The organism is Rhizobium sp. WSM4643 (assembly GCF_025152745.1).
GTDB classification, from domain to species: Bacteria; Pseudomonadota; Alphaproteobacteria; order Rhizobiales; family Rhizobiaceae; genus Rhizobium; species Rhizobium leguminosarum_I.
This window is the reverse complement of sequence record NZ_CP104042.1, coordinates 378,014-397,721: the sequence shown is the minus strand read 5'-3', so window position 1 is coordinate 397,721 and position 19,708 is coordinate 378,014. Positions and strand designations below refer to the sequence as shown.

The window sequence follows — 19,708 nt, the reverse complement described above, 5'->3', positions numbered from 1 at the left end:
ATGTCGATCCTAAGCACATGTCGCCTTGGCGACTTCGAGGAGCGCAGCCTTGACGTCCGGCTCGTCCGTGAGAGGTTCGATGATGGCCGCCAAAACGGCTTCCGAGACGGGCATGCCGGCGTCGACAAGCGTCGCGCAATAAATGAGAAGTCGCGTCGACACGCCTTCCTCGATATCCTGTCCCTTCAAAACGCGCAGTCGCCTGGCAAGGTCGACCAGAGGCGCGACCTTGCCTTCCGGAAGTCCGCTCTCGATCGATACGATGGCGATCTCCTTGTCGCGGGGAAGGAAGTCGAACTCGATCGAGACGAACCGCTGGCGAGTGCTCGGCTTCAATGCCTTCATCAGGTTCTGGTAGCCCGGATTGTACGAGACGACGACCATGAAAGCAGGCTGAGCCTCGAGTATCTCGCCAGTTCGCTCGAGCGGCAGGATGCGGCGGTCGTCCGTGAGGGGATGGAGGACGACGGCGACGTCCTTGCGGGCTTCGACGATTTCGTCCAGGTAGCATAAGCCCCCGTTGCGCACTGCCTTCGTCAGCGGTCCGTCGACCCAGACGGTCTCGCCACCCTTGAGAAGGTAGCGGCCGGTGAGATCGGCTGCAGTGAGGTCGTCGTGGCAGGAGACGGTCGATACGGGAAGTCCGAGCCGAGCCGCCATGTGGTGGACGAACCGGGTCTTTCCGCACCCGGTCGGTCCTTTGAGAAGCACTGGCAATTGACGCGTCCATGCGCTCTCGAACAGCGCGCATTCGTTGCCTTGGGGCGAATAGTGGGGGATTTCCGTCTTCGGGTTCAGCGGAAGGTTCAGAGCTATCGTCATTTCAGATCTCCAGTGGGGAAGCCCGCCTATTCGGCGGGCTGGGCTGCAACGTTGTGAACGCGGGCGCGGCCTGGAACGAGGACCGCCCAGATGAACATGATCGCGCTGAGGAGGACGAAGACGCCGGAACCGAGCCTGATCCAGTAGAAGAGGGCGAGTTGGTCCTGGACGTCCATGTAGGATTCGCCGAGGACCCGCTGCAGGTGCACCTGGACAACGCCGGCGAAGGTGAGGGCGAATGTCATCACCGACATGGCGCCGCACATGATCCAGAAGCTGGTTATCGAAAGCCACTGGTTGTAGGGGGCGCGGCCGCGGATCTGCGGTATGGCATAGGCCATTGCAGCGAGATTGAGCATGACGTAGGCGCCGAAGAAGGCGAGATGACCGTGGGCCGCGGTGACCTGCGTGCCGTGGGTGTAGTAGTTCACCGACGACAGGGTGTGCAGGAAGCCCCAAACGCCCGCGCCGAAGAAGGCCATGACCGAGCAGCCGATCGACCACAGGAGCGCCGCCTTGTTTTCATGCTTGCGGCCGGCCCGCCACGTCATGACGAAGGTGAAGACGACCATGGTGAAGAAAGGAGCCACTTCGAGCGTCGAGAAGAGCGAGCCGATCCACTGCCAGTATCCGGGAGCGCCGATCCAATAGTAGTGGTGACCGGTGCCGAGGATGCCGGAGAAGAGGGCGAGGCCGATGATGACGTAGAGCCACTTCTCGACGACCTCGCGATCGATGCCGTTGAGCTTGATCATCAGAAACGCCAGGACCGACGCCATGATGAGCTCCCAGACGCCTTCGACCCAAAGGTGGACGACGTACCACCAGTACATCTTGTCGAGCGCCAGATTCACCGGGTTGTAGAAGGCGAAGAGGAAGAAGATCGCGACGCCCCACAGGCCGAACAGTAGGATGTTAGTGATCGTGGTCTTGCGGCCCTTGAGCGCGGTCATCGTGATGTTGAACAGGAACATCAGCGCGACAACGACGATCCCGACCTTGATCAGGAACGGCTGTTCGAGGAACTCACGCCCTTCGTGGATGTGGAAGAGATAGCCGACGACGGCTACCGCTGCTGCGATCAGGAAGATCCAGAACTGGGCGATCGCCAGCTTCGGGCTGTACAGTTCGGTCTCGCACTCCTCGGGAATGAGAAAGTACGTCGTGCCCATGAATCCCATCAGCAGCCAGACGATGAGGGCGTTCGTATGGATCATACGGACGATGTTGAAGGGCAGCTCGACGGAGAGCGTGTTAGGCAGCACGTAGATCGTTCCGGCGAGGACGCCGAAAAGAAGCTGCGCCATGAATAAGCCAAGTGCACCGTAAAAGTAGAGCATAGCCACGCTTTGGGTCTTGTATTTCATCTTTGTGATCCTCTCGCGCTCAGCCGGCCTGGTTCGGTGGCCAGTTCTGGGTCTTGATCTTGCTCACCCACTCGAGGAAGTCGGCGAGATCGTCCACTTCCTGGTCGGTCAGGTTGAACTGTGGCATCTGCCGGCGGCCTTCGATTCCGGAGGGCTGCGCCGCCATCCAGGCGTGAAGCGCTTCTCGGGCGCTCGACGAATCCTTGTCGCCGCCCCAGCGAATCCAGACGTTTGACAGCTCCGGCGCGAAATAGGCGCCTTCACCCTCGAGCGTGTGGCAGTTGATGCAGGAGTTCTTTTCCCAGACGTGCTTGCCGCGGGCCACGCCCTCAGTCAGCGTCGTTTCATCGGTGGAGACGGTTCGGATGTAGTAGTGGCTATGGGCGGTCAGCCCCAGGAATATGGCGAAGAAGAAGGCCGATCCGCCATAAAAGACGTTTCGAGCCGCGGTTTTTGTCAGGCGTTCAGCCATCGATCATCCTTTCAGGTCAGTGGCGAAGTCGCCGTGACGTCGGAATCGAGCCGTTGGCTCGCAGAGACGGGATGATCGAAGGAGCGCAGGCGGTCTTTGTGGATTCGCAAGCAGTCGATCGATTCTGCGATCCGGACGAAAGATCTGTCCAACGGAGACCGAGGGCGCTGTGACGCAAATGCTCCGGACAAGGATTGACGTCTCGATGCCTGCCGTTGACGAGGCGAAGCGCAGGCTGTCGATGTGTTTAGAGCTGGAAAAAAGGCAGCTCAAAAAAGCGCAAACGCGGCGGCCATAGGTCGTGCCGCCGCGAGGATCAGGACGACGGCGGCCCAGGCCTGCAGTGCCAGTATGAGCGCCGAGCCCGACGTCCGAAGCCCCAAAAAATCCAGGACGACAAGCCTTACCTTGCAAATCGATGTGAATCCCACGGCGACGGTCAGACCTGCTTTCCAGGCAGCGGCTTGTAGCAGGAAGACGGCGGCCAGCGTCGCGGCGGTAAGGCCGAGGAGGACCGCGAGTGTCCGTGTCGCTCGTTTTGAGGCGGCGTCGATTTTCATAAGAAGTACACCACGGGGAACATGACTAGCCAGACGATGTCGATCACATGCCAGAGGGTCGTCATCATATGGACGTTCTGTCGCGAGGGGTATCGCACGAGCAAGGCAAGCACGAGTGAACCGAACAGCACGTGCGCGAGGTGAAAGCCCGTCATCAGCACATACAAGGTCGAGAAGGTGTCGTCCGCGAGGAGCGTGGTGCCTTCCAGACTGTATTCGTGTATCTTCAAGGCCACGAACAACATTCCGCCGGCTGAAGCGCCAAGTAGAGCGATTCTTTGCCTAAGGACAGTCGTCTGGCTACCTGCGACCGCGGCGAACCAGCCGCTCGTGAGGAGCACCACGGTGTTGACGATGGGGATGAGATGGTGAAGTTTCGCCCTACCGGCGGCAACCTCTTCTGGATGAATCCAGGAGACTGCTACGAAGGCGGAAAGAAGCGCTCCGAAGGCCGCCAGTTCGCTCCAGGATAAGATCCACACGAGAAGATCGTCGCCCGTGGCACGGGATCCGCCTTCCAGTTCATGGCGCGTCGTCGTCACTGTCATGCACTCCGAATAAAACCTATGTCGGCATCCTTCTTTGCCGAAAGGCAAAGATTGAAGACGCGGGACGCAGCGGGCCTTGATCGGTGCAAAGGTCGACGGTCACGCTGGACAAACCTGCTAGCCGGTATTCCGGGCAGCCCGTCTGAGCGAAAAGGTCTCAGCCTCCACGTTCGCGATCCCTTTTTCGCGCATCTTCTCCGTGTTTGACCGATCTCAAAGACCGGTCCTGCGAGCCGCCATATGTTCAACTGCAAAGGAGAACCTCAATGACCGACGCACAGATAGGCCTGTCCATCGCCACTCCGGTGATCGTCATATTTGCGATAGCGCTCTATCGCATGGGCGTTCTCCAGCGCGCCGGCGTGATTTCCGCCGTAATCGCCACGGTCGGCATCGCCGCGAGCCTCTTTCTGCAAAGGTAGACCATGCATAACCATCATCCCGAAAAGTTCGCCGACCTCGAGGGCTGCTACGGGCAACTCGCGTCGTGGTGCGACCTCCTTGAGGCGATCGCCGACTTCCTGCCGTGTCACGTCGACGAGCGGCTTTGCGATACGATAACGATCGGCCTCGTTCCGCTATTGCAGGCGATGCACCGCCTGGAGGAGCAGGTAATTTCGGCAGGTCTGCATCTCGTCATTGGAGAAGGAGAAAGGGCCGAAGCCGAGGAAGGCAGAAGGTGCGAACGGATTTTCGACTTGGACAACGGTCGCGAGGTGGTAGAGGTACTGTCGGCCCTGAAGGACGGCGGATGCCGCATGTCATGGGATGCGGTAGGCTACCTGCTCCGCTCGTTCTTCCACTCGATGCGCAAGCATATCAAGGCTGAACGCGAAATCATGCGGATGATCCGCAAGGCCCATGGCGACAATAATCCTCCTGGCGATCGGGCGGTCCAGCCTGAAGCTGAAGCGGCTTAGCCGCCTATCGAGAAAGCTTGGCAGAGTTGGAAACAAGGCGTCCTAGCTTGGTTCCCTTGACGCTCGGACTCTCGGAATTTGATCAGCCATTGCAGCCGGCAGTTTTCGGCCCGACCATTTCTCATTGGCAAATGGTGGGCGCGGGTGTCTTGGTCGAAAATCTCGAAGGATTGAGCCCTCCCGACGTGGGTGCAGGCGATGCGGACGCCCGCGTGGTGTCGGACCTGCGGACACTGCTCGTAGTCGCGGTTCAAGGCACCTCAATGGAGGGCCGAAGCACGTCATCTTATCAGCAGCTTGTAAAAAGCATCTTGGCCCTGATTACGCCCGAACAGCGCGAGCGCTTTCGCCTTGGGTAAGCGTAGGAAGGACGAGCGAACCCGAATCTGTCGAGATGACAAGCTTCCTTCCGACATTCTTGAGCGGGGAATGGAAGCTCTCATCCGTGCCATGCTCAGCCGACGTCGGCGAGCGGCGGACGTCGCGGCCCGCATTCAGTCGCGTTGCTTCGTCGAGGAGGGCAAGCTCGAACCCCCGGTGGCGGCCTTTCGCCGCCACCTGCTCATGCCAGCATTGTAATTTACTGGGTGACCTGGGCGAGATCGGCGTCGAGGCGCTTGCGCACCGGGTTCGGCACCTTCGCGGTCTTGATGGCGTCGAGGTTTGCGGGCGCGTCGCCGACCTGGATCAGTGCGACCATGCCCATGCCGGCATGTGGAGTGCATTTGACGACGTAGGCGCCTGGCACGTCGAACTTGGTCTGGAATTCCTCGTTCGGCTTCGACTTGAATTGGGCCGCGCCGTCCGGAATGAGACCCTTGTAGGTTTCGACGTTGTGGCTCTTGTCGGTCGGCACGAAGGTGACTGTGTCGCCGGGAGCGATCTTGACGAAGCCAGGCTCGAAGACCATGACGCCGTCGGCGCCCTTGTTGAGCAACTGAATCTGATGATCGGCGGCCATCGACGGCGCGGCAGACGCAACGAGAACCGCAGCAACGGCGAACAGACCGAATTTCGAACGCATTTTTCATATCTCCTTTTGCGGGCCGGATCTGGCCTCGCGGACGATCCTAAGACACCCCCACAAGTCGCTCTTTGACTTTGGTCAAGCATCGATAAGATCATCGTTTGAAAGCCGGACGCCGCGAAGGAGCCAAACGCGATGGCGCTTTTCCCGTGACTGCTTTGGTCACCAACCCCTACGAGGGAAGGTCGAATTTTCGGAGGCTTGTAACGGACCGTGGCGCGTTTCAAATCTCGCGTAGATAATCTTTAAGAGTTTCGAAAGCCATTGGCTTTCCGTAGCGATAGCCTTGTGCGGAGGGACATCCGAGCGAGAGAAGAAATTCCTCCTGCTCCTGCGTCTCGATCCCCTCCGCAATCGTTTCGAGCCCCATCTCGAGACTCATGGCGATCAAGGCGCGGGTGATCGCCGCGTCTCGCGGCTTTGTCGCAAGCTCTGAAACGAAACCGCGGTCGATCTTAAGCTTCGTAAGCGGATAACGTTGCAACGAACTGAGCGACGCGTAGCCGGTTCCAAAATCATCGAACGCGATGCCGACGCCGATGTCGCGCAGCATGTTCATGGCATCGAGCGACTTGTCGTCGTCGTGCAAGGCAATCGTCTCCGTTATCTCGAGCTCGAGCAGCTCCGCGGCCAGACCGTGCCTGTCCAGAGCCTGCGAGACCTTTTTGCAAAGAATTGGCGCCTGCAGTTGCTCAGGGAAGAGGTTGACGCCCATTCTTATGGAGCGGCTGCTTGACGCGTTAAGAAGCGAGGCGACCCTGCAGGCTTCGTCCAACGTCCACCAGCCGATCTCAAGTGCGAGCGCGCTCTGCGCGAGCGCGGGCAGAAACGTCCCTGGCATCAGCATGCCTTTTTCTGGATGCTGCCAACGGATCAGTGCTTCCACTCCGAAGATGGTTTTGGATCTGATGTCGACTTGTGGCTGGAAATGGAGGACTAGCTGGCGAGCGCGAAGAGCCTGAAGCAGTTGATCCCTCAAGGCGCGACGCTCATTAGCCTCGCTCCTCATTTCCGGCTCGTACATACGGGCCGACCTGCCGCCCGACTTGGCATTCGCAAGCGCGAGATCGGCGCTTGCCACGACCTCGTCGGCGTCACCGCCGTCCACGGCGGCGATCGCAATCCCGATGCTAGCTCCAAGGTCCAGCACCTGTCCGTCGACTTCAAATGGTCTTGCAAAAGACTCCAATATCGCCTGGGCAAACGCCATGGCCGCCCGCCGGTCGTCCACGCCGGGCAGCAGCACCGCGAATTCGTCACCGTCGAAGCGCGCCACCTCCGCATTTGCAGGAAGACTATGCGGCAGTCTCACAGCCACCGACTGCAAAAGGGAATCCCCCGTCACATGACCGTGCACGTCGTTCACGTCCCTGAAGCCGTCGATGTCGATCATCACGACAGTCGAGCGCCCGCCCGCCATCATCTCGCCCTCGAGGATCTCCGTAAAACGGCTTCGATTGTGAAGCCCCGTCAATTGATCCTGACTTGCGAGGCGCAGGAGACGGCTGTCCCTCTCGCGCCGTTCGGTGATGTCTCTTATCACCGCACCAGCACCCATTTCGCGGCCGTCATGCCAGGCGCAGAGTGTCAATTCGATCGGAAACTCGCTGCCATTCCGGCGCACTGCGTACACTTCGACCGCTTTGCCGCCGAGGTTCAGTTCTTCTCCAGCCATTGCACGGGCGAAACCCCGCGCGTGCGAGCTGCGCAGGCGTTCTGGGATGATGACTTCAACGGGCTGGCCGATCATTTCATCCCGCGCGTAGCCGAAAAGACTGGCGGCCGCCCGGTTCACAAATCGAATACGGCCGCGCGGATCGACCGAAATCAGCGCGAGCTTCGTCGCGTCGGCAAAGTTGGCGGCGACGACCATGTCGAACCCCGGAATGGCCGGTGACGCCAACGAGGTCGGCGGGGCTGCCACCGCGACACGCGAAAGGGCCGCGTCGCCAGCCCCGACTTCGCAATCGATATCGTCTGATGTCATCAACCCACCACCTGCTGTTGCAGACACCCTATGTCGAAAACATCAGTGAAGATTGAAGTTCCGGATTTTATCGAACGAGAACAATGGGCTGACGGCCTCCCAACTACCTGGCGCATGAGGATATGGGTCAGAGCTCCGACAGCGCCTTGTCGACGCGCTCCCTGGCCTTATTGGGCAGCTTTGCGGACTTGATCTTATCAAGGTCCGCGGGAGCGTCACCCACGACGACGACGGCCACCATGCCCATGGGGAAATGGGGCAGACACTTGATCACGTAGGCGCCCGGCATAGAGAACGTCTGCTTGACGGTCTCGTTGGTCTTACCCCGGAAGGCCGCGGCGCCGTCCGGAATCATATCTTTCACCGTCTCAGCGTTATGACCTTTGTCGATTGGAACGAAAGTGACCGTGTCACCCGGCTTCACCTTCGTCAAAAGGGGGTCGAACACCATGACGCCGTTCGCGCCCTTGTTCAGCATGTGGACTTCGAAATCGGCCGCAGCCGCCGAACCAGCGATGACTGCGGCGGATGCTGCCAGAGCAAGAGTTGCAATCGATTTCATCGGCTTCTCCTTCGTCATTTCCGTGGGATTAGAGACGACGGCCTATGCGCGCATCAACGCCGCAGCCTCTGTTCACGACACTTGTTCATGCCTTGCTTTCGATGCGCGAGGGATTTCCGGCCTCGTCGACCACGTGGATGGTCAGGTCAATGGAGGACTGCGCGATCCTTCGGATGGCGATCTCGTCCAGCAGGTTGAAGGAGGTCGAAAAGGCGTCGGCGGTGGTGGCGTCGCCGGCAACGACGCTTACGCGCTGATAGAGCCGAGGCGTGCCGCCGCTTCGCGGATCAAGGATATGGCCGAAACGAGCCGCCTCGTCGAAGTGAAAACCGGCGGCGCTTGATGTCGCCACGGCCTTGTTGACGATGTTCAGGATTTGATCGGGGCGATCGTCTTCTCCTTCGGCCAGGCCGATGCGCCACGGGGTTCCATCCGGTCGGGAGCCAATCGCCCGATCCTCTCCCATGTCGACGAGGCAGCTCGTCACTCCAGCGTTGCGAAGCATGTCGACGACGCGATCGGTGATGTAGCCCTGCGCGATTCCATTGAGCGTGAGCGCCATGTTGGGGCGCATGACGATCCGGTCACGGTTGAACTTGACGCCTTCGAAGTCGACCCGTTTCAGCACGGAGGCGACTTCCGCTTGCGCGGGACCGGCCGGGTCCGGATCGATCGCGGAGAAATGTCGGTAATAGAGCTTCCAAAGAGGCTGCACCGTGGGATCGAAGGCGCCGCCTGTCGCCTCCCAGAAACCGCGGCTCCTTTGGAGCAAGGACACCAGGTCCTGGGGAGGGGCGACCAAGGCGCCCACCTTGTTCAATTCGGTCAGGGCGGAATCGTCGCGGTAGAGGCTGAACACTTTCTCCAGCCGGGAAACTTCCGCGACGACCAGGGCGACAAGACGTGTAGACTCGACTGGATCTTGATGGTTCAGGATCATCGTCGCCGGCGCACCAAGAGCCTGTCCGCTCCAGGTCAGAGGACGAGCGGCGGCCTCAGCGCGCGTCAACAAGGGCAGTCCGGCCGCCGCGGCAAAGATGGCGATGGCGCGACGACGACTGAAGGTCCTAGCCATGTTCATGTGCCTCCACTTTTTTGTCTTCACCGGCCGGCGCTTCCGTCCCGATGTCCGCACCGGCTCCCAACACGTATTCGTGGGGAACGTCGGCGAACGCAACGACGCTGCCGCCGTGCTCGCCTGCGAACCGCGTTGCCGCCTCCTTCGTCGAAAACGGCACCGTCTCCTCGGCGCCCATGCCCCCGCGAAGCGAGCTGCCGATCACGTAGAAGGCTTTTCTGGCGTCTATCCAGTTGTCTGCGCCGGGCTTCTCCCAGCTTGGAGCCTTGCTCATGTCGGAAACGTAGATCGCCGCGAGGTCCTTCGGTTCCTCTGGTAGCATCGTGAAGGCCAATGTATCGCGTGCCGAAGAGAACCAGATAGGCTCTCCAATCTGTGCGTCGAGGATGACCTGACCCTTTGGTCCGGCATGCTCGAGGACGTTCATCCCGCAGTACCTGCCGGTCGCTTCCGCCGTGAGCGCGAACGGAGCGGGAGGGATAGCCTCCCCCTTTTCTTCGCATCCGCCAAGCAACAGCGTGCACAGGAAAACCAAAGCCAAGAACGCGGTCCTCATAGTTCCCTCCTGGAGAATGTCATGGCGGCAAGTGCAAGCGGACCAGCGGTCCAGAAAGCAAGCGCAGTCAGCAAGGTCGTGGTGCCAAGCATGGAGTGCTCCGCCACGCCTCCCATGCCGGAAAGAGCTCCTGCGCTTCCAGATCCGAGGTTGAGCAAGCGGTAGGCGTCTGTCGGATTGATGAGAAGAAGAGCGTCGAGCAGCCCCGTTGGAAGAGCATGTCCACCTGCGGCGACCAAGGTGCCAAGCAACGCCATGTCGTATATGAGAACGAAGAACAGCCACACCCCGATGGCGATGCCTCCCGCGGTGCTGCGTTCGCCTGCAAGCGCGCTGACGAGATAGCCGATCGCAACGAACACGCCGCCCAGAAGGATCGACGACGCCAGCATAGCTGCGAACGCCGACCAGCTTGCCGCGTCGATCTTCGCTCCCGTTGCCGCCAGTGCGACGGCGGCAGCCCCATAGCCAAGCAGCGTCGCGAAGGAAAGAATCGCAATGTGTCCGAGAAACTTGCCCAGGATCACTTGGTTTCGCCCTACCGGGTAGCTGAGGAGCAGAAGCATGGTGCCCCGTTCCATTTCGCCTACGATCGCGTCATGGGACAAAAGGAGTGCGATCAGCGGCACCAGGAAGATGGTCAGGCTGGAAAGGCTGACGATCACTATGTCGAGCTGATCTGTTCCGACATTTCCGGTCGGAGCGCTGCCGAGAAAAGAAAGGGTCAAGGCGAGCGCTCCCAGGAGAAGCGTTGTCGCGAGGACCCACCTGTTTCGAAGGCCCTCGCGAATTTCCTTCGAGGCGATGATGATCACGTTCTTCATGAAGTTATCTTTCCGGCGCCGAGGAAGTGTGCGTAGAGGTCATCCAAAGTAGGTTCGGTGACCTGGAGATCCGCGATGTCATCGGGACAGGTGGTAACTTCCTTGAGGAGGGCGATCTTGTCTTCCATCGCCACATCCGCTTCCAGTCTGCCGTCCTCCGTTGCCCTCCAGGCGGCACGTCCGTTCGTGAAGCTCCGAACTGTCGCCCCAGCGGCGAATTTCACACTGACGCGGGTCGGCAATCGCGCAAGACCGCGCAAATCGTCCAATGTCCCGTCGGCGACGGATACGCCCTTGTTGACGATCAGCAAACGGTCGGCCCGGTCTTCGAGTTCGGTCAGGGCGTGCGACGACAGGAGTATAGTGGTGCCCTTCGAACGGAGTTCGCTCAAGAGATCATAGAACCTGCGCCTCAACGCCGGATCGAGGCCGCTCGTCGGCTCGTCGAGGAGGAGGAGGCGCGGCTCCCCAAGCAGGGCCTGCGCCAGCCCGAGCCTTTGGCGCATTCCCTTCGAATAGGTGCGGACAGGTCTGTCGGCGGCGGCGGCGCCCAGTCCGACACGTTCCAGAAGCTCCAGCGAATTTGAGGGACCGACGTGCTTCAGCCGAGCGTAAAAGGCGATTGTTTCGCGGCCGGTCAAGGCGGCGTGGAAGGCGACGCTTTCGGGCAGGTATCCGAGTTTCTTGCGAACGGCGACGTCGCCCGCCGCCGGATCCTCTCCCATGACGCTGATGCTGCCGCCCGACGGGCGGATGAGGCCGAGCATCAATTTGATCAGCGTGGTCTTGCCTGCCCCGTTGTGACCAACGAGCGCCACCGTTTCGCCCTCGTTGAGCGTGAACGAGACATTCTTGACCGCTTCGACCTTGCCGTAGCGCTTGGCGATGCCCGATAGGACGACCGTAGGTTTCTTCATTGGCGAGCTCCCGGACGAACAGGAGGTTCCATCAATGGATGACTGTCGACCACGCCGCCAGGAAGCAGGGCGGGGAACTGGGCCTGGGCCCAGCGGATGAGCTGGACGGCAGGGCTTGTCGTGAGGATCTTCGCCTGCGGCGAAGTCCACAAGACCGTGTCGACGAGATCGTTGGGTCGGTACGAACTGTCGCCGATGCCGTCGCCGTCAAGATCGAAGGCGGGATTGTCGCTCCAGTAGTTGCCTCGGCCTTTCGCAGACCAGTCTAGATAGCGGGTTCCCACATATTTGACCTGGTTGCGGTTGCTGATGAAGGAGTTTCCGCTCATGGCGTTTCCTTCTGACCCGGCGGTGAAATGGATGCCGATCGCGCAACCGTTGAACTCGTTTTCGATGAACTGGTTCTTGTTCGCGTTGTAGATGAAGACGCACTTTTCCGGGCCGAGGCGGAAACCGGCCACGTCGCCCCTGGCCTGGGGTTGGCCGTCGGCGGCAGGCAGCCCATGGGTCGAGGCGCGCGATCCGGCCGACGCCCACCGGCTCTCCGGCTGCAGCCGCCCACGCACGATGTTTCCTCGGACTAACGAGCTGTTGGCGGAGTTTAGGAGGATTCCGTGGTCACGGTCGCCGTCCGAGAGGTTGTCGACGATCTTCAGCCGGCTCGAGAACATTATGGCGTAGCCCACCACGTTTCCAACCGAGACGTTGCCTCGGATTTCGCTGTCGTTGGTGTACATGTAGTGAATGGCGAAACGGAGGTCGTGGAAGCGGTTCTCGCTGAAGACGTTGCGCTTGCTGGCGTTGGTGGCGATGCCGTCGCGACCGAAGCTGATGTCGTTTCCGACGACTTTCGCACCCGGAGCATTCCACACCGTCACGCCGTTTCCCGCTTCGCTGAGCCGCCCCTCCCTGATTCCGACGATCCGGTTTCCGCGCGTCATAGAGTCCTTCGCGCCATGGATGTAAACGCCGTAGAGGTTCTCCGCTACGAAGTTGTCCTCAATGACCGCCCCCTTCGCGGCTTCGGTTGCGAATACGCCGGAGTCCATCGTTTCAAGATTTGTGCCCGACCCACGGATTTCGAGGCCGCGCAGCGTGACGTCCGCGGCGTCTATCGTCACGACCGTTCCCTTGCCCGTTCCGACTATGGAAGCGCCAAGGTCACCTTGTAGGGTCAACGGCTTCTTGATCGTCAGCGGCCCGTCATAGCTGCCGGCCCGCAGGATGATCCGGTCACCCGCGGCGGCCTGATCGACGATCGCCGCCAGGGTCACCCTGTCGGAAGGCGTGACGATCCGATCCGCGGCCGAGGCGTCCGAACCGATGGCGGCCCAGAGGGCCGCCATGGTGGCGATTGCAGCTTGCCGCATCATGCCGACTTCGGTTCGACCAGCATTCGACCCTTCATCTCCATGTGCATGGCATGGCAGAACCAGGAGCAGTAGTACCAGTAGACGCCCGGCTTGCTCGCGGTGAAGGTGACCGAAGCTGTCGCCTGCGGCGCAACTTCCATGTTGATGCCGTAGTTGACGATGGCGAATCCATGCGTCAGGTCCTCGACCTCGTCGATGTTGGTGACGTAGACCGTGACCTCGTCGCCTTGCTTGACGTTGAAGGATTCCAGACCATACGCGGGCGCCGACGACGTCATGTAGACGCGCACCTTGTTGCCATCCCGGATCACTTCGGAGTCGGTCATCAGATCGATGTTGTCCTTCTTCGCCTGCTCCACGGCGTCGGCAAAGAACGGGTCGTCGCGGCTCCAGAGGCTGACCGGGTTGATCTTGGAGGCATGCACGATCGTCGCGTCATGCGGCTCGGCGAAGGTCGGGTTGTCGTGAACGAGGATCATTTCGTCGCCGGAGATGTCGATGAGCTGGTCGCTCTCTGGCTTCAGCGGGCCGACGTTCAGGTATCGGTCCTTCGAAAACTTGTTCAGCGATATCAGCCACTTGCCATCGGCCTCCTTTGTCTGGCCCATGGAGCTGTGATTATGCCCCGGCTGATAGTGGACATCGAGCTTCTGACGGATCGGATTGACCTTCTCGCCGGCGAAGGCGCGCTTGGCGTCTTCGATGTTCCACTTGCAGATCTGGCTGTCGATGAAGAGGGTGGTGTAGGCGTTGCCTCGACCGTCGTAGGCCGTGTGCAACGGACCGAGGCCAAGTTCAGGTTCTGCGACCACCGTGTCTCGCGGCTGGATCTTGTCGTCGAAAAGATCGTCGAATTTGCGAACGTCGAAAACGGTGACCGTCGGAGAGAGCTTGCCCGCGGCGACCGCATGAATTCCGTCGGGCGCGGTGTTCATGCCGTGCGGGCCGTTCGAGACCGGGATGTAGCGCGTGTACCGCGAGCCGTGACGGCCGTCGATGACGGGGACGCCGTTGATTTCCTTGTAGTCGCCGCTTTTGACCGCCTCCTCAATGCGCTTCAGGTTGAAGACCACGACCCAGTCCTGGTCTTTAGCCATCATCTGCTCGAGATTGACGCCGCCCTCGGAATTATAGCAGGTCGAATAGCAGTACTTGCCCTGATAATCGGCGTCGACGTTGTCCAGGTTCCCATCGACTATCACCTGCCAGGCGACTTTCATCGTCTCTCCATCGACTGCCGTGAAAACAGCCTGATAGCTCTTGGGATCGTCCAGGATCTTTCCGTCGTTGGGGATCGGAACGCCATCCTCGCCGTTGCAGAATACGTAGCCGGTCTTGGGGTATTTTTGGACGCGCAAACCGTGGACGGTGTGCTGGTTGGGGAGTTCGATGATCTTGTCGCATTTCATGACGTCGAGACGGATGCGGCAGACGCGGGTGTTGGCCTTGTCGTTGGCATAGAGGTAACGTCCATCGTAGGTGCCGTCGGTCTGCGAGGGATGCGGATGGTGCAGATCGCCGTTGTGGTAGACGCCGCCCTGGTCCTTGAGAAATTCGACCGTCTGCGGAAGAAGTCCTTCGGTCAGGACTTTCCGGCTTTCGTTGGTCTGGCCCCATCCCGTCGCACTGCAGCGATTGAAGACCGGGATGCGCATCATTTCACGCATCGAGGGGACGCCGACGATGCGGACTTCCCCGCTTTGGCCGCTGGAGAAGAACGTGTAATATTCGTCGAGTTCTCCGGGCTTGACCTCCCAGGTCTGGCGACGCCCTTCCGCTGCCATCGCCGGAGAGGCGATCCCGCCTGAAAAGTTGAGGGCGCCGCCGGCCGCTGCCGCTCCGGCGGCAGCGGCCATCGCCGTCGTTCCGAGTAGCTGGCGTCTGTTGAACCGCCGCTGATTGTCTTCCGTTGACATGCTTCTTTTCCTTCGTTGTGGTTGCGACGGAGCGTCGCATTGCCGATTAAGCTCGTTCGATCGGTTTGCCGTTGTGGGTGACGACCGTTCTTGGTGGTTTTTCGCCGCGTGACTCCGGCGTCGAAAGCGCCATGAATTTCTCGCGCTTCAGCCGGACCTGAATCATGTGCGGACAGCGGTGATCGTCATGGTAGAGTTCCTGGCAATGCATGCAGTAGATGCATTCGTTGACATTGATCTGGCCCTCGGGATGGATAGACTGGACAGGACATTCCTTCGCGCAGCGCTGGCAGGGCGAGCCGCATTCCGGGTAGCGTTTCAGCCATTCGAACATGCGAATTCTACCTGGTATGGCGAGGGCGGCTCCAAGCGGGCACAGGTACCGGCAATAGAAGCGCTCGATAAAGAGGCTTGCAAAAAGCAGAGCGGCCGCGAAGACGACGAAAGGCCAGTCCCTGACGAACTTCAGAATGATGGCGGTCTTGAAAGGCTCGACCTCGGCCGCCATCTCGGCGTAGGAAATCGAATAGAACGACAATCCGAACAGCCCGAGGAAGATCATATATTTGATTGGCCAAAGGCGCTCATGAAGACCCCATGGCAGCTTGATCTGGGGCACTTTGAGACGCTTGGCTATATTGCTCAGCAACTCCTGAAGCGCGCCGAAAGGGCAGAGCCAGCCACAAAATGGACCGCGCCCCCAGAACAGCAGCCCCGCCGCGACCGCTGCCCAGAGGATGAAGATCAACGGCGCCGCGAGGAAGAACTCCCAACTGAAATTGGTGATCAGCGCGTTCGTGAATGTCAGGACGTTTACGACGGATAGCTGGGCGTTGGCATACCAGCCTAGCCAGACCAGGGTGAATACCAGATAGCCGTTTCTCACCCAGGCGAAGAGTGCCGGCCGCTTGACGAGCCAGTCCTGGAAAAAGAAGATTGCCGTCAAAACGAGAAGCGCGCCTGCGGTGACGCCGATGTTGACGCGGTTGATGCTCCAGATGCGCATCCACAACGGCGGTTCGTCCGTTTCGTTCGCCGCTTCGCCCGGCACCACGACCGGTGGCGACGGAGCGGCGGCTTTGGTCACGTTGTAATATTGCGAAGGCAGCGTATATCCGACATTGAACGGGATGACCGACTTGTCGCGGGCGCCAGTGCTGCTTCGCTGCGCCAGCAGTTGGAGTTCCCACGGCTCCGTGACGTCGAATGCGAACTCAGGTGGTACCACGAAGAGCGCGATTTCCTTCAGATCCGGGGCGTCGGCGGCTGCAAGCGCGGAGATCCGGGTGTGGTAGCGATCCCGAAACCTCAATCCTTGTCCGTCCTGCAGCAACTCGATGCGGTCGAATATGCCTCCTCTGACGTAGCCGGATCCTTTGAAGGAGTAGGCCCCGTCGCCGGCTACGAGGATTGCGGACTGCCCCGGCTGCAGGCGGGTCTGAAGACGCTGGTAGCCGGCGTCCCCAAGAAGGGTCTTTCCGATGGAGGGAACGTTGACCGGCGCGACGTAGAGATCGATGAAGCGGTCCTCCGGATTTGATGTTTCCGGATGGGATGCGGCGTCCTCATGCCCGGCATCCTGAAAGGCTTTCGAAACCTCTCCGACCGAGAGCCGGAGGCTGCGGACCGAACCGTCCCCCAACAGGGACTGCCAGTCGCTGACATTCGTCTTCGCGAGGTCCAGAGCTTTCACATCGGCCAGAGGTTTGGCGTCTGCGGCGCCGTCTGGGTGCAACCTGTTGCTGCGGATGAGCTTGACCGCGGAGCGGATGACGCTGTCGCCCATGACCAGCACGGTGACGGTAGCACCACTGACGATTTCGACCTGCGGAGGTCGTTCTTCGCCGGCCGCTACCCGTCCAAGGTCTTTCCCGATGATCGAGTTCAACGCCGCAACCACTTTTGCCTGCGGGATGCCGATCAAGACAATCGGCTCATGATGGTCGATAAGCTTGATGCCACGCACCACGCCCGAGGCGTCGATGCCGACGGTGATATGGATCGGCTTGCCTGAGTAGCCGGTGGAACTGGTGAAATCCGAGGTCAGATAGGCGTAGCCGACCATCTCCGTGCCCCGGTAGACCGGTGCGATCGGCGGCTCGCCCAGCGGTTCACCGAATCGCTCGGCGCCATCGAACAGTTCGCTGGGTTGGACTTTCTGTAGATAGGCCGGGAGATCGCCTGCGGAAGACGGAGTTGACAGCAGGACAATTGCGACGCCGATCGCCGTCAGCAATAGGACCAGAGTGCGCCAAATGGCGGCGCTTAGCATTTGTGACACCATTCTACCGGTCTTCCAAAGGTTTCCCACGAGAGCCGGCACAGGTATAGGTCGAAAAGCTAGCGCGTCTTTGACGAGGATCAATCTTGGGCGAGCTAACTTCTGTGAAGATACGCCCAAGCAACGCGGGAAAACTGCCGCTGCAACGCAGATCAAAGGGGGTATGAAATGCCGTCTGTTAACCGCGAACCGTGGGAACTCAGCACCCTAGAAGATCTGCTGTCGCTTGCCGCGCAAATGGAACAGGAGGCGATCGACGGCTACGTCGCACTGGCCGACAGGATGCGGGAGATGAAGCGTCCGGATCTGGCCGAGATTTTCGAATCTCTTGTCATCGAGGAGAAAAGCCATTTGGCAAAGGTCGTCGACTGGCAAGAAGCGGGTCCACGCCCAAACCGTCAGGTCGTCAGCGGAAACCGAGAGGAACTCTTTGACGACGAGGGGGCGGGCACGGTCGCTCCCGACATGCTCAGCGCTTATCGAGCATTCTCAATGGCGGTGCGAAACGAGGAACGGGCTTTCGTGTTCTGGACCTATGTCTCCGCCCATGCGCAGTCGGACGAGATCAAAAGCGCGTCCGAGCGGATGGCGGGCGAGGAGTTGGGTCATGTCGCGAAGCTGAGACGGGAGCGGAGGCTGGCATTCCACAGCGAACGAGACAAGATGCTGACCATCGGCGCGGTCGACATCGCTCCGCTAGAACAAAGGCTGGCGCTGCACGTCCAGTCGATAGCTGCAAATGCGACCGGTGGAGAAAGTAGAGAGCTGCAATCCCTGGCGCAACAATCTAGCGAGCGCGCTGAGTCCTTGCGCAAAGCGCCCTTCGCAAGTGCTTCGCTGTCGCTGAGATCGTCCCCGTCCGCCATCGAACGGGTCATGCCGCTGTGTGAGACACTCGCCGAGTGCTATCTGGATATTGGCGCGAGGGCTACCAGCGATGAGGAGGCCAACCGGTCCAACTCGTTTGCGGGGCAGCTAATCGACTGCCTGAGAGTGCTGCGAAGCCTTCCCCCGTCCTGCTTGTCGGGCGGTGTTTGACAAGACGCGACGCCTTGCAGCACCGAACAACCTAGATGTACATCGAGATTGACAGCGATGATCTCGCAGCAGTTGACGAAGGTCTGTCGAGGGCCCGATATGGCGTTGTGGTGATAGCGTTCGTTTCTTATATCGACGATGATCTTGGTATTCGCTTGAAACCCTCCTTGCTGATTGCCTTCGTTACCCTTTGGACTCCGCAAATATGTGTTTGAACTCGGTCCAGGATTTTTCAACGAGATACCGAAGCTGTCCGAACGTGCTGAATGACAGCCGCTCCGTTCCACAAGTCATCGCATCCAGCTTAGCAACGCCCGCTGTCGTGCCCTCGTAAGAGCCCAGGATGTGACTAATACGATCGGCCATGTAGAGGCTGATTTTGGCGCCATTTATCGCCTGGACATCAACCACTCGCCTGCAGTTGCTACACGATTGCGCAAAATTGATGCCTCGTGGCGCCTGCTCCTGAACGACGCAGCGTACGGCGCCGCACGCCACGCGGATGAGAGCCTTGGTTGCCTCCTGCTGCGGAATTGACTTCTGGCGTGCCCGCCAGTTGATCTGCATCAACGCTGCAAGGGCAAACCAGACATAGGATCTCGCCGTCGTAATGGAGGAAGAGTCTATGCCTGCAAACCCCGTCATTCCTATCGGCGACGCTGCCCTTTCAACCGCGGTAAGAAGGCGCTTGGAACTGGAACTTGGACTGACGCACGAAGTCGTGAAGGTTATGGTTCTCAATGGCGAGGTGACCTTGCGCGGAAGGATGGCGTGTCCGTTGATCAGGGAGGCAGCGAAGGCCACTGCGGAGTGCGTGCGCGGCGTGCGCAGGGTTCTCAACGACATTTCGACGGCATATTACGTGGCCGGAAGTCCAGCCGATCGCCCGCTGGAAGGCTGCGCATCCTGTCAACACGGTAGTCGCTCGGGGGACTCCGCCGCTTCGATCAGCGCTGCAGCCTCGCCAGAGCTTGCGACGAGACGAGCTTGCCGCCATCTTCGTCGCCCACCAGGCCACGATCGTCGCGCAGAGTCGCCGAATTCCCTGAATCGAGCTTGATTAGAGACGGCTGGTCCGCTGCGCGTTGGCGCCTGCAGGTGACCCGCCAATCGCAAGGACCGGCCAATCCGACGCCGTGTCCGGCTCCCCGCAGAATGACATCAACGAGCAGATGAGGAACGTCGCCCGTGCGATGACACCGGAAGAGATCAACCAGGCGGCAAAGTACTACGCAAACCAAACCGCCGCCGTCCCCGACGGGCGAGTAGTTTGGTCGCTTTCAACGGCGGGCCATGCCGGCCATGGACCGCCGGCGACGTTGTGGTTGGTGGAGGATCGAGTGGGATCAAATCGATCCAAAGGACGAGTTCAGCAGGTTGCCCCATGATGCACCACAATGGATCTTTCATTTCCGCCCAAGTCGTGTGCAAAAGTTAACATGCTAGCGCAACTGTTCTGG

At 60.1% G+C, this 19,708-nt stretch carries 21 protein-coding genes and 1 pseudogene; 6 read left to right on the top strand and 16 right to left on the bottom strand.

Features of this window, described 5'->3' with window-relative positions:
• Window positions 1-9 precede the first annotated feature (9 nt).
• The 5 genes from N1937_RS28715 to N1937_RS28695 all read right to left on the bottom strand — a co-directional run bounded on the left by N1937_RS28715 (window position 10) and on the right by N1937_RS28695 (window position 3,769).
• Window positions 10-822 (bottom strand): CbbQ/NirQ/NorQ/GpvN family protein, encoded by an 813-nt coding sequence (locus N1937_RS28715; RefSeq protein WP_260059834.1) that lies wholly within the window; start codon window positions 820-822, stop codon window positions 10-12.
• Window positions 823-848: 26 nt separating this feature from the next.
• A complete protein-coding gene (locus N1937_RS28710) occupies window positions 849-2,189 on the bottom strand; it encodes a nitric-oxide reductase large subunit (protein WP_131606033.1) in 1,341 nt (446 codons plus the stop codon).
• 19 nt (window positions 2,190-2,208) lie between these two features.
• On the bottom strand, window positions 2,209-2,661 hold the full coding sequence (locus N1937_RS28705; RefSeq protein WP_113546179.1) for a c-type cytochrome: 453 nt from the start codon (window positions 2,659-2,661) through the stop codon (window positions 2,209-2,211).
• A gap of 269 nt (window positions 2,662-2,930) precedes the next feature.
• On the bottom strand, window positions 2,931-3,221 hold the full coding sequence (locus N1937_RS28700) for a cytochrome C oxidase subunit IV family protein (protein ID WP_260059831.1): 291 nt from the start codon (window positions 3,219-3,221) through the stop codon (window positions 2,931-2,933).
• Window positions 3,218-3,769, bottom strand: a complete 552-nt coding sequence (locus N1937_RS28695; protein WP_260059830.1) for a cytochrome c oxidase subunit 3 — start codon at window positions 3,767-3,769, stop codon at window positions 3,218-3,220. The genes N1937_RS28700 and N1937_RS28695 overlap by 4 nt, the downstream gene beginning before the upstream one ends.
• A gap of 266 nt (window positions 3,770-4,035) precedes the next feature.
• Here N1937_RS28695 and N1937_RS28690 point away from each other — a divergent pair, with 266 nt between their 5' ends.
• From N1937_RS28690 to N1937_RS28680, 3 genes are read left to right on the top strand one after another with little or no spacing between them, the layout of a single operon-like run.
• Complete coding sequence (locus N1937_RS28690; protein ID WP_260059828.1) at window positions 4,036-4,191, top strand: hypothetical protein; 156 nt, start codon at window positions 4,036-4,038, stop codon at window positions 4,189-4,191.
• Between the two features lie 3 nt (window positions 4,192-4,194).
• Window positions 4,195-4,689, top strand: a complete 495-nt coding sequence (locus tag N1937_RS28685) for a hypothetical protein (RefSeq protein ID WP_260059827.1) — start codon at window positions 4,195-4,197, stop codon at window positions 4,687-4,689.
• Between the two features lie 17 nt (window positions 4,690-4,706).
• Window positions 4,707-5,048, top strand: coding sequence for a hypothetical protein (locus N1937_RS28680; protein WP_260059826.1), 342 nt, complete (start codon window positions 4,707-4,709; stop codon window positions 5,046-5,048).
• 221 nt (window positions 5,049-5,269) lie between these two features.
• On the opposite strand, the gene N1937_RS28675 is transcribed toward N1937_RS28680, so the two are convergent.
• From N1937_RS28675 to N1937_RS28630, 10 genes are all read right to left on the bottom strand, one after another.
• Window positions 5,270-5,713, bottom strand: coding sequence for a pseudoazurin (locus N1937_RS28675; RefSeq protein WP_260059824.1), 444 nt, complete (start codon window positions 5,711-5,713; stop codon window positions 5,270-5,272).
• A gap of 226 nt (window positions 5,714-5,939) precedes the next feature.
• Complete coding sequence (locus N1937_RS28670) at window positions 5,940-7,703, bottom strand: putative bifunctional diguanylate cyclase/phosphodiesterase (protein WP_260059823.1); 1,764 nt, start codon at window positions 7,701-7,703, stop codon at window positions 5,940-5,942.
• Between the two features lie 127 nt (window positions 7,704-7,830).
• On the bottom strand, window positions 7,831-8,265 hold the full coding sequence (locus N1937_RS28665) for a pseudoazurin (protein ID WP_260059822.1): 435 nt from the start codon (window positions 8,263-8,265) through the stop codon (window positions 7,831-7,833).
• Between the two features lie 85 nt (window positions 8,266-8,350).
• The gene (locus N1937_RS28660) at window positions 8,351-9,340 is read right to left on the bottom strand and encodes an FAD:protein FMN transferase (RefSeq protein ID WP_260059820.1); all 990 of its coding nucleotides are present in this window, start codon (window positions 9,338-9,340) and stop codon (window positions 8,351-8,353) included.
• Window positions 9,333-9,899 carry a nitrous oxide reductase accessory protein NosL gene (locus tag N1937_RS28655; RefSeq protein ID WP_260059818.1) on the bottom strand — a complete coding sequence of 189 codons (567 nt, stop codon included), beginning with the start codon at window positions 9,897-9,899 and terminating at the stop codon, window positions 9,333-9,335. The genes N1937_RS28660 and N1937_RS28655 overlap by 8 nt, the downstream gene beginning before the upstream one ends.
• Window positions 9,896-10,723 carry an ABC transporter permease gene (locus N1937_RS28650; protein ID WP_260059817.1) on the bottom strand — a complete coding sequence of 276 codons (828 nt, stop codon included), beginning with the start codon at window positions 10,721-10,723 and terminating at the stop codon, window positions 9,896-9,898. The genes N1937_RS28655 and N1937_RS28650 overlap by 4 nt, the downstream gene beginning before the upstream one ends.
• On the bottom strand, window positions 10,720-11,640 hold the full coding sequence (locus N1937_RS28645; protein ID WP_260059815.1) for an ABC transporter ATP-binding protein: 921 nt from the start codon (window positions 11,638-11,640) through the stop codon (window positions 10,720-10,722). The genes N1937_RS28650 and N1937_RS28645 overlap by 4 nt, the downstream gene beginning before the upstream one ends.
• Window positions 11,637-13,013, bottom strand: a complete 1,377-nt coding sequence (locus N1937_RS28640) for a nitrous oxide reductase family maturation protein NosD (RefSeq protein ID WP_441005673.1) — start codon at window positions 13,011-13,013, stop codon at window positions 11,637-11,639. The genes N1937_RS28645 and N1937_RS28640 overlap by 4 nt, the downstream gene beginning before the upstream one ends.
• On the bottom strand, window positions 13,010-14,929 hold the full coding sequence (gene nosZ, locus N1937_RS28635; RefSeq protein WP_260059814.1) for a TAT-dependent nitrous-oxide reductase: 1,920 nt from the start codon (window positions 14,927-14,929) through the stop codon (window positions 13,010-13,012). Before nosZ ends, N1937_RS28640 begins: the two co-directional genes overlap by 4 nt.
• 46 nt (window positions 14,930-14,975) lie before the next feature.
• Window positions 14,976-17,213 (bottom strand): NosR/NirI family protein, encoded by a 2,238-nt coding sequence (locus tag N1937_RS28630; RefSeq protein ID WP_260059812.1) that lies wholly within the window; start codon window positions 17,211-17,213, stop codon window positions 14,976-14,978.
• A 165-nt stretch (window positions 17,214-17,378) separates the two neighbouring features.
• On the opposite strand from N1937_RS28630, the gene N1937_RS28625 reads away from it, so the two are divergent.
• A complete protein-coding gene (locus tag N1937_RS28625; RefSeq protein ID WP_260059811.1) occupies window positions 17,379-18,248 on the top strand; it encodes a ferritin-like domain-containing protein in 870 nt (289 codons plus the stop codon).
• A gap of 183 nt (window positions 18,249-18,431) precedes the next feature.
• Here N1937_RS28625 and N1937_RS28620 read toward each other — a convergent pair whose 3' ends face one another.
• A complete protein-coding gene (locus tag N1937_RS28620) occupies window positions 18,432-18,815 on the bottom strand; it encodes a hypothetical protein (RefSeq protein WP_260059809.1) in 384 nt (127 codons plus the stop codon).
• Between the two features lie 43 nt (window positions 18,816-18,858).
• On the opposite strand from N1937_RS28620, the gene N1937_RS28615 reads away from it, so the two are divergent.
• Together N1937_RS28615 and N1937_RS28610 are read left to right on the top strand one after the other, a co-directional pair.
• Window positions 18,859-19,308, top strand: coding sequence for a BON domain-containing protein (locus N1937_RS28615; protein ID WP_311202855.1), 450 nt, complete (start codon window positions 18,859-18,861; stop codon window positions 19,306-19,308).
• A 61-nt stretch (window positions 19,309-19,369) separates the two neighbouring features.
• A pseudogene (locus N1937_RS28610) lies at window positions 19,370-19,517 on the top strand (c-type cytochrome); the annotation flags it as partial.
• Between the last annotated feature and the right edge of the window lie 191 nt (window positions 19,518-19,708).

Excerpts from the sequence above, each read along its gene's own strand:
- N1937_RS28715 (WP_260059834.1), bottom strand. The coding sequence starts at position 822 with ATGACGATAGCTCTGAACCTTCCGCTGAACCCGAAGACGGAAATCCCC.
- N1937_RS28710 (WP_131606033.1), bottom strand. The coding sequence starts at position 2,189 with ATGAAATACAAGACCCAAAGCGTGGCTATGCTCTACTTTTACGGTGCA.
- N1937_RS28705 (WP_113546179.1), bottom strand. The coding sequence starts at position 2,661 with ATGGCTGAACGCCTGACAAAAACCGCGGCTCGAAACGTCTTTTATGGC.
- N1937_RS28700 (WP_260059831.1), bottom strand. The coding sequence starts at position 3,221 with ATGAAAATCGACGCCGCCTCAAAACGAGCGACACGGACACTCGCGGTC.
- N1937_RS28695 (WP_260059830.1), bottom strand. The coding sequence starts at position 3,769 with ATGACAGTGACGACGACGCGCCATGAACTGGAAGGCGGATCCCGTGCC.
- N1937_RS28690 (WP_260059828.1), top strand. The coding sequence starts at position 4,036 with ATGACCGACGCACAGATAGGCCTGTCCATCGCCACTCCGGTGATCGTC.
- N1937_RS28685 (WP_260059827.1), top strand. The coding sequence starts at position 4,195 with ATGCATAACCATCATCCCGAAAAGTTCGCCGACCTCGAGGGCTGCTAC.
- N1937_RS28675 (WP_260059824.1), bottom strand. The coding sequence starts at position 5,713 with ATGCGTTCGAAATTCGGTCTGTTCGCCGTTGCTGCGGTTCTCGTTGCG.
- N1937_RS28670 (WP_260059823.1), bottom strand. The coding sequence starts at position 7,703 with ATGACATCAGACGATATCGATTGCGAAGTCGGGGCTGGCGACGCGGCC.
- N1937_RS28665 (WP_260059822.1), bottom strand. The coding sequence starts at position 8,265 with ATGAAATCGATTGCAACTCTTGCTCTGGCAGCATCCGCCGCAGTCATC.
- N1937_RS28660 (WP_260059820.1), bottom strand. The coding sequence starts at position 9,340 with ATGGCTAGGACCTTCAGTCGTCGTCGCGCCATCGCCATCTTTGCCGCG.
- N1937_RS28655 (WP_260059818.1), bottom strand. The coding sequence starts at position 9,899 with ATGAGGACCGCGTTCTTGGCTTTGGTTTTCCTGTGCACGCTGTTGCTT.
- N1937_RS28650 (WP_260059817.1), bottom strand. The coding sequence starts at position 10,723 with ATGAAGAACGTGATCATCATCGCCTCGAAGGAAATTCGCGAGGGCCTT.
- N1937_RS28645 (WP_260059815.1), bottom strand. The coding sequence starts at position 11,640 with ATGAAGAAACCTACGGTCGTCCTATCGGGCATCGCCAAGCGCTACGGC.
- N1937_RS28640 (WP_441005673.1), bottom strand. The coding sequence starts at position 13,013 with ATGATGCGGCAAGCTGCAATCGCCACCATGGCGGCCCTCTGGGCCGCC.
- nosZ (WP_260059814.1), bottom strand. The coding sequence starts at position 14,929 with ATGTCAACGGAAGACAATCAGCGGCGGTTCAACAGACGCCAGCTACTC.
- N1937_RS28630 (WP_260059812.1), bottom strand. The coding sequence starts at position 17,213 with ATGGTGTCACAAATGCTAAGCGCCGCCATTTGGCGCACTCTGGTCCTA.
- N1937_RS28625 (WP_260059811.1), top strand. The coding sequence starts at position 17,379 with ATGCCGTCTGTTAACCGCGAACCGTGGGAACTCAGCACCCTAGAAGAT.
- N1937_RS28620 (WP_260059809.1), bottom strand. The coding sequence starts at position 18,815 with ATGCAGATCAACTGGCGGGCACGCCAGAAGTCAATTCCGCAGCAGGAG.
- N1937_RS28615 (WP_311202855.1), top strand. The coding sequence starts at position 18,859 with ATGGAGGAAGAGTCTATGCCTGCAAACCCCGTCATTCCTATCGGCGAC.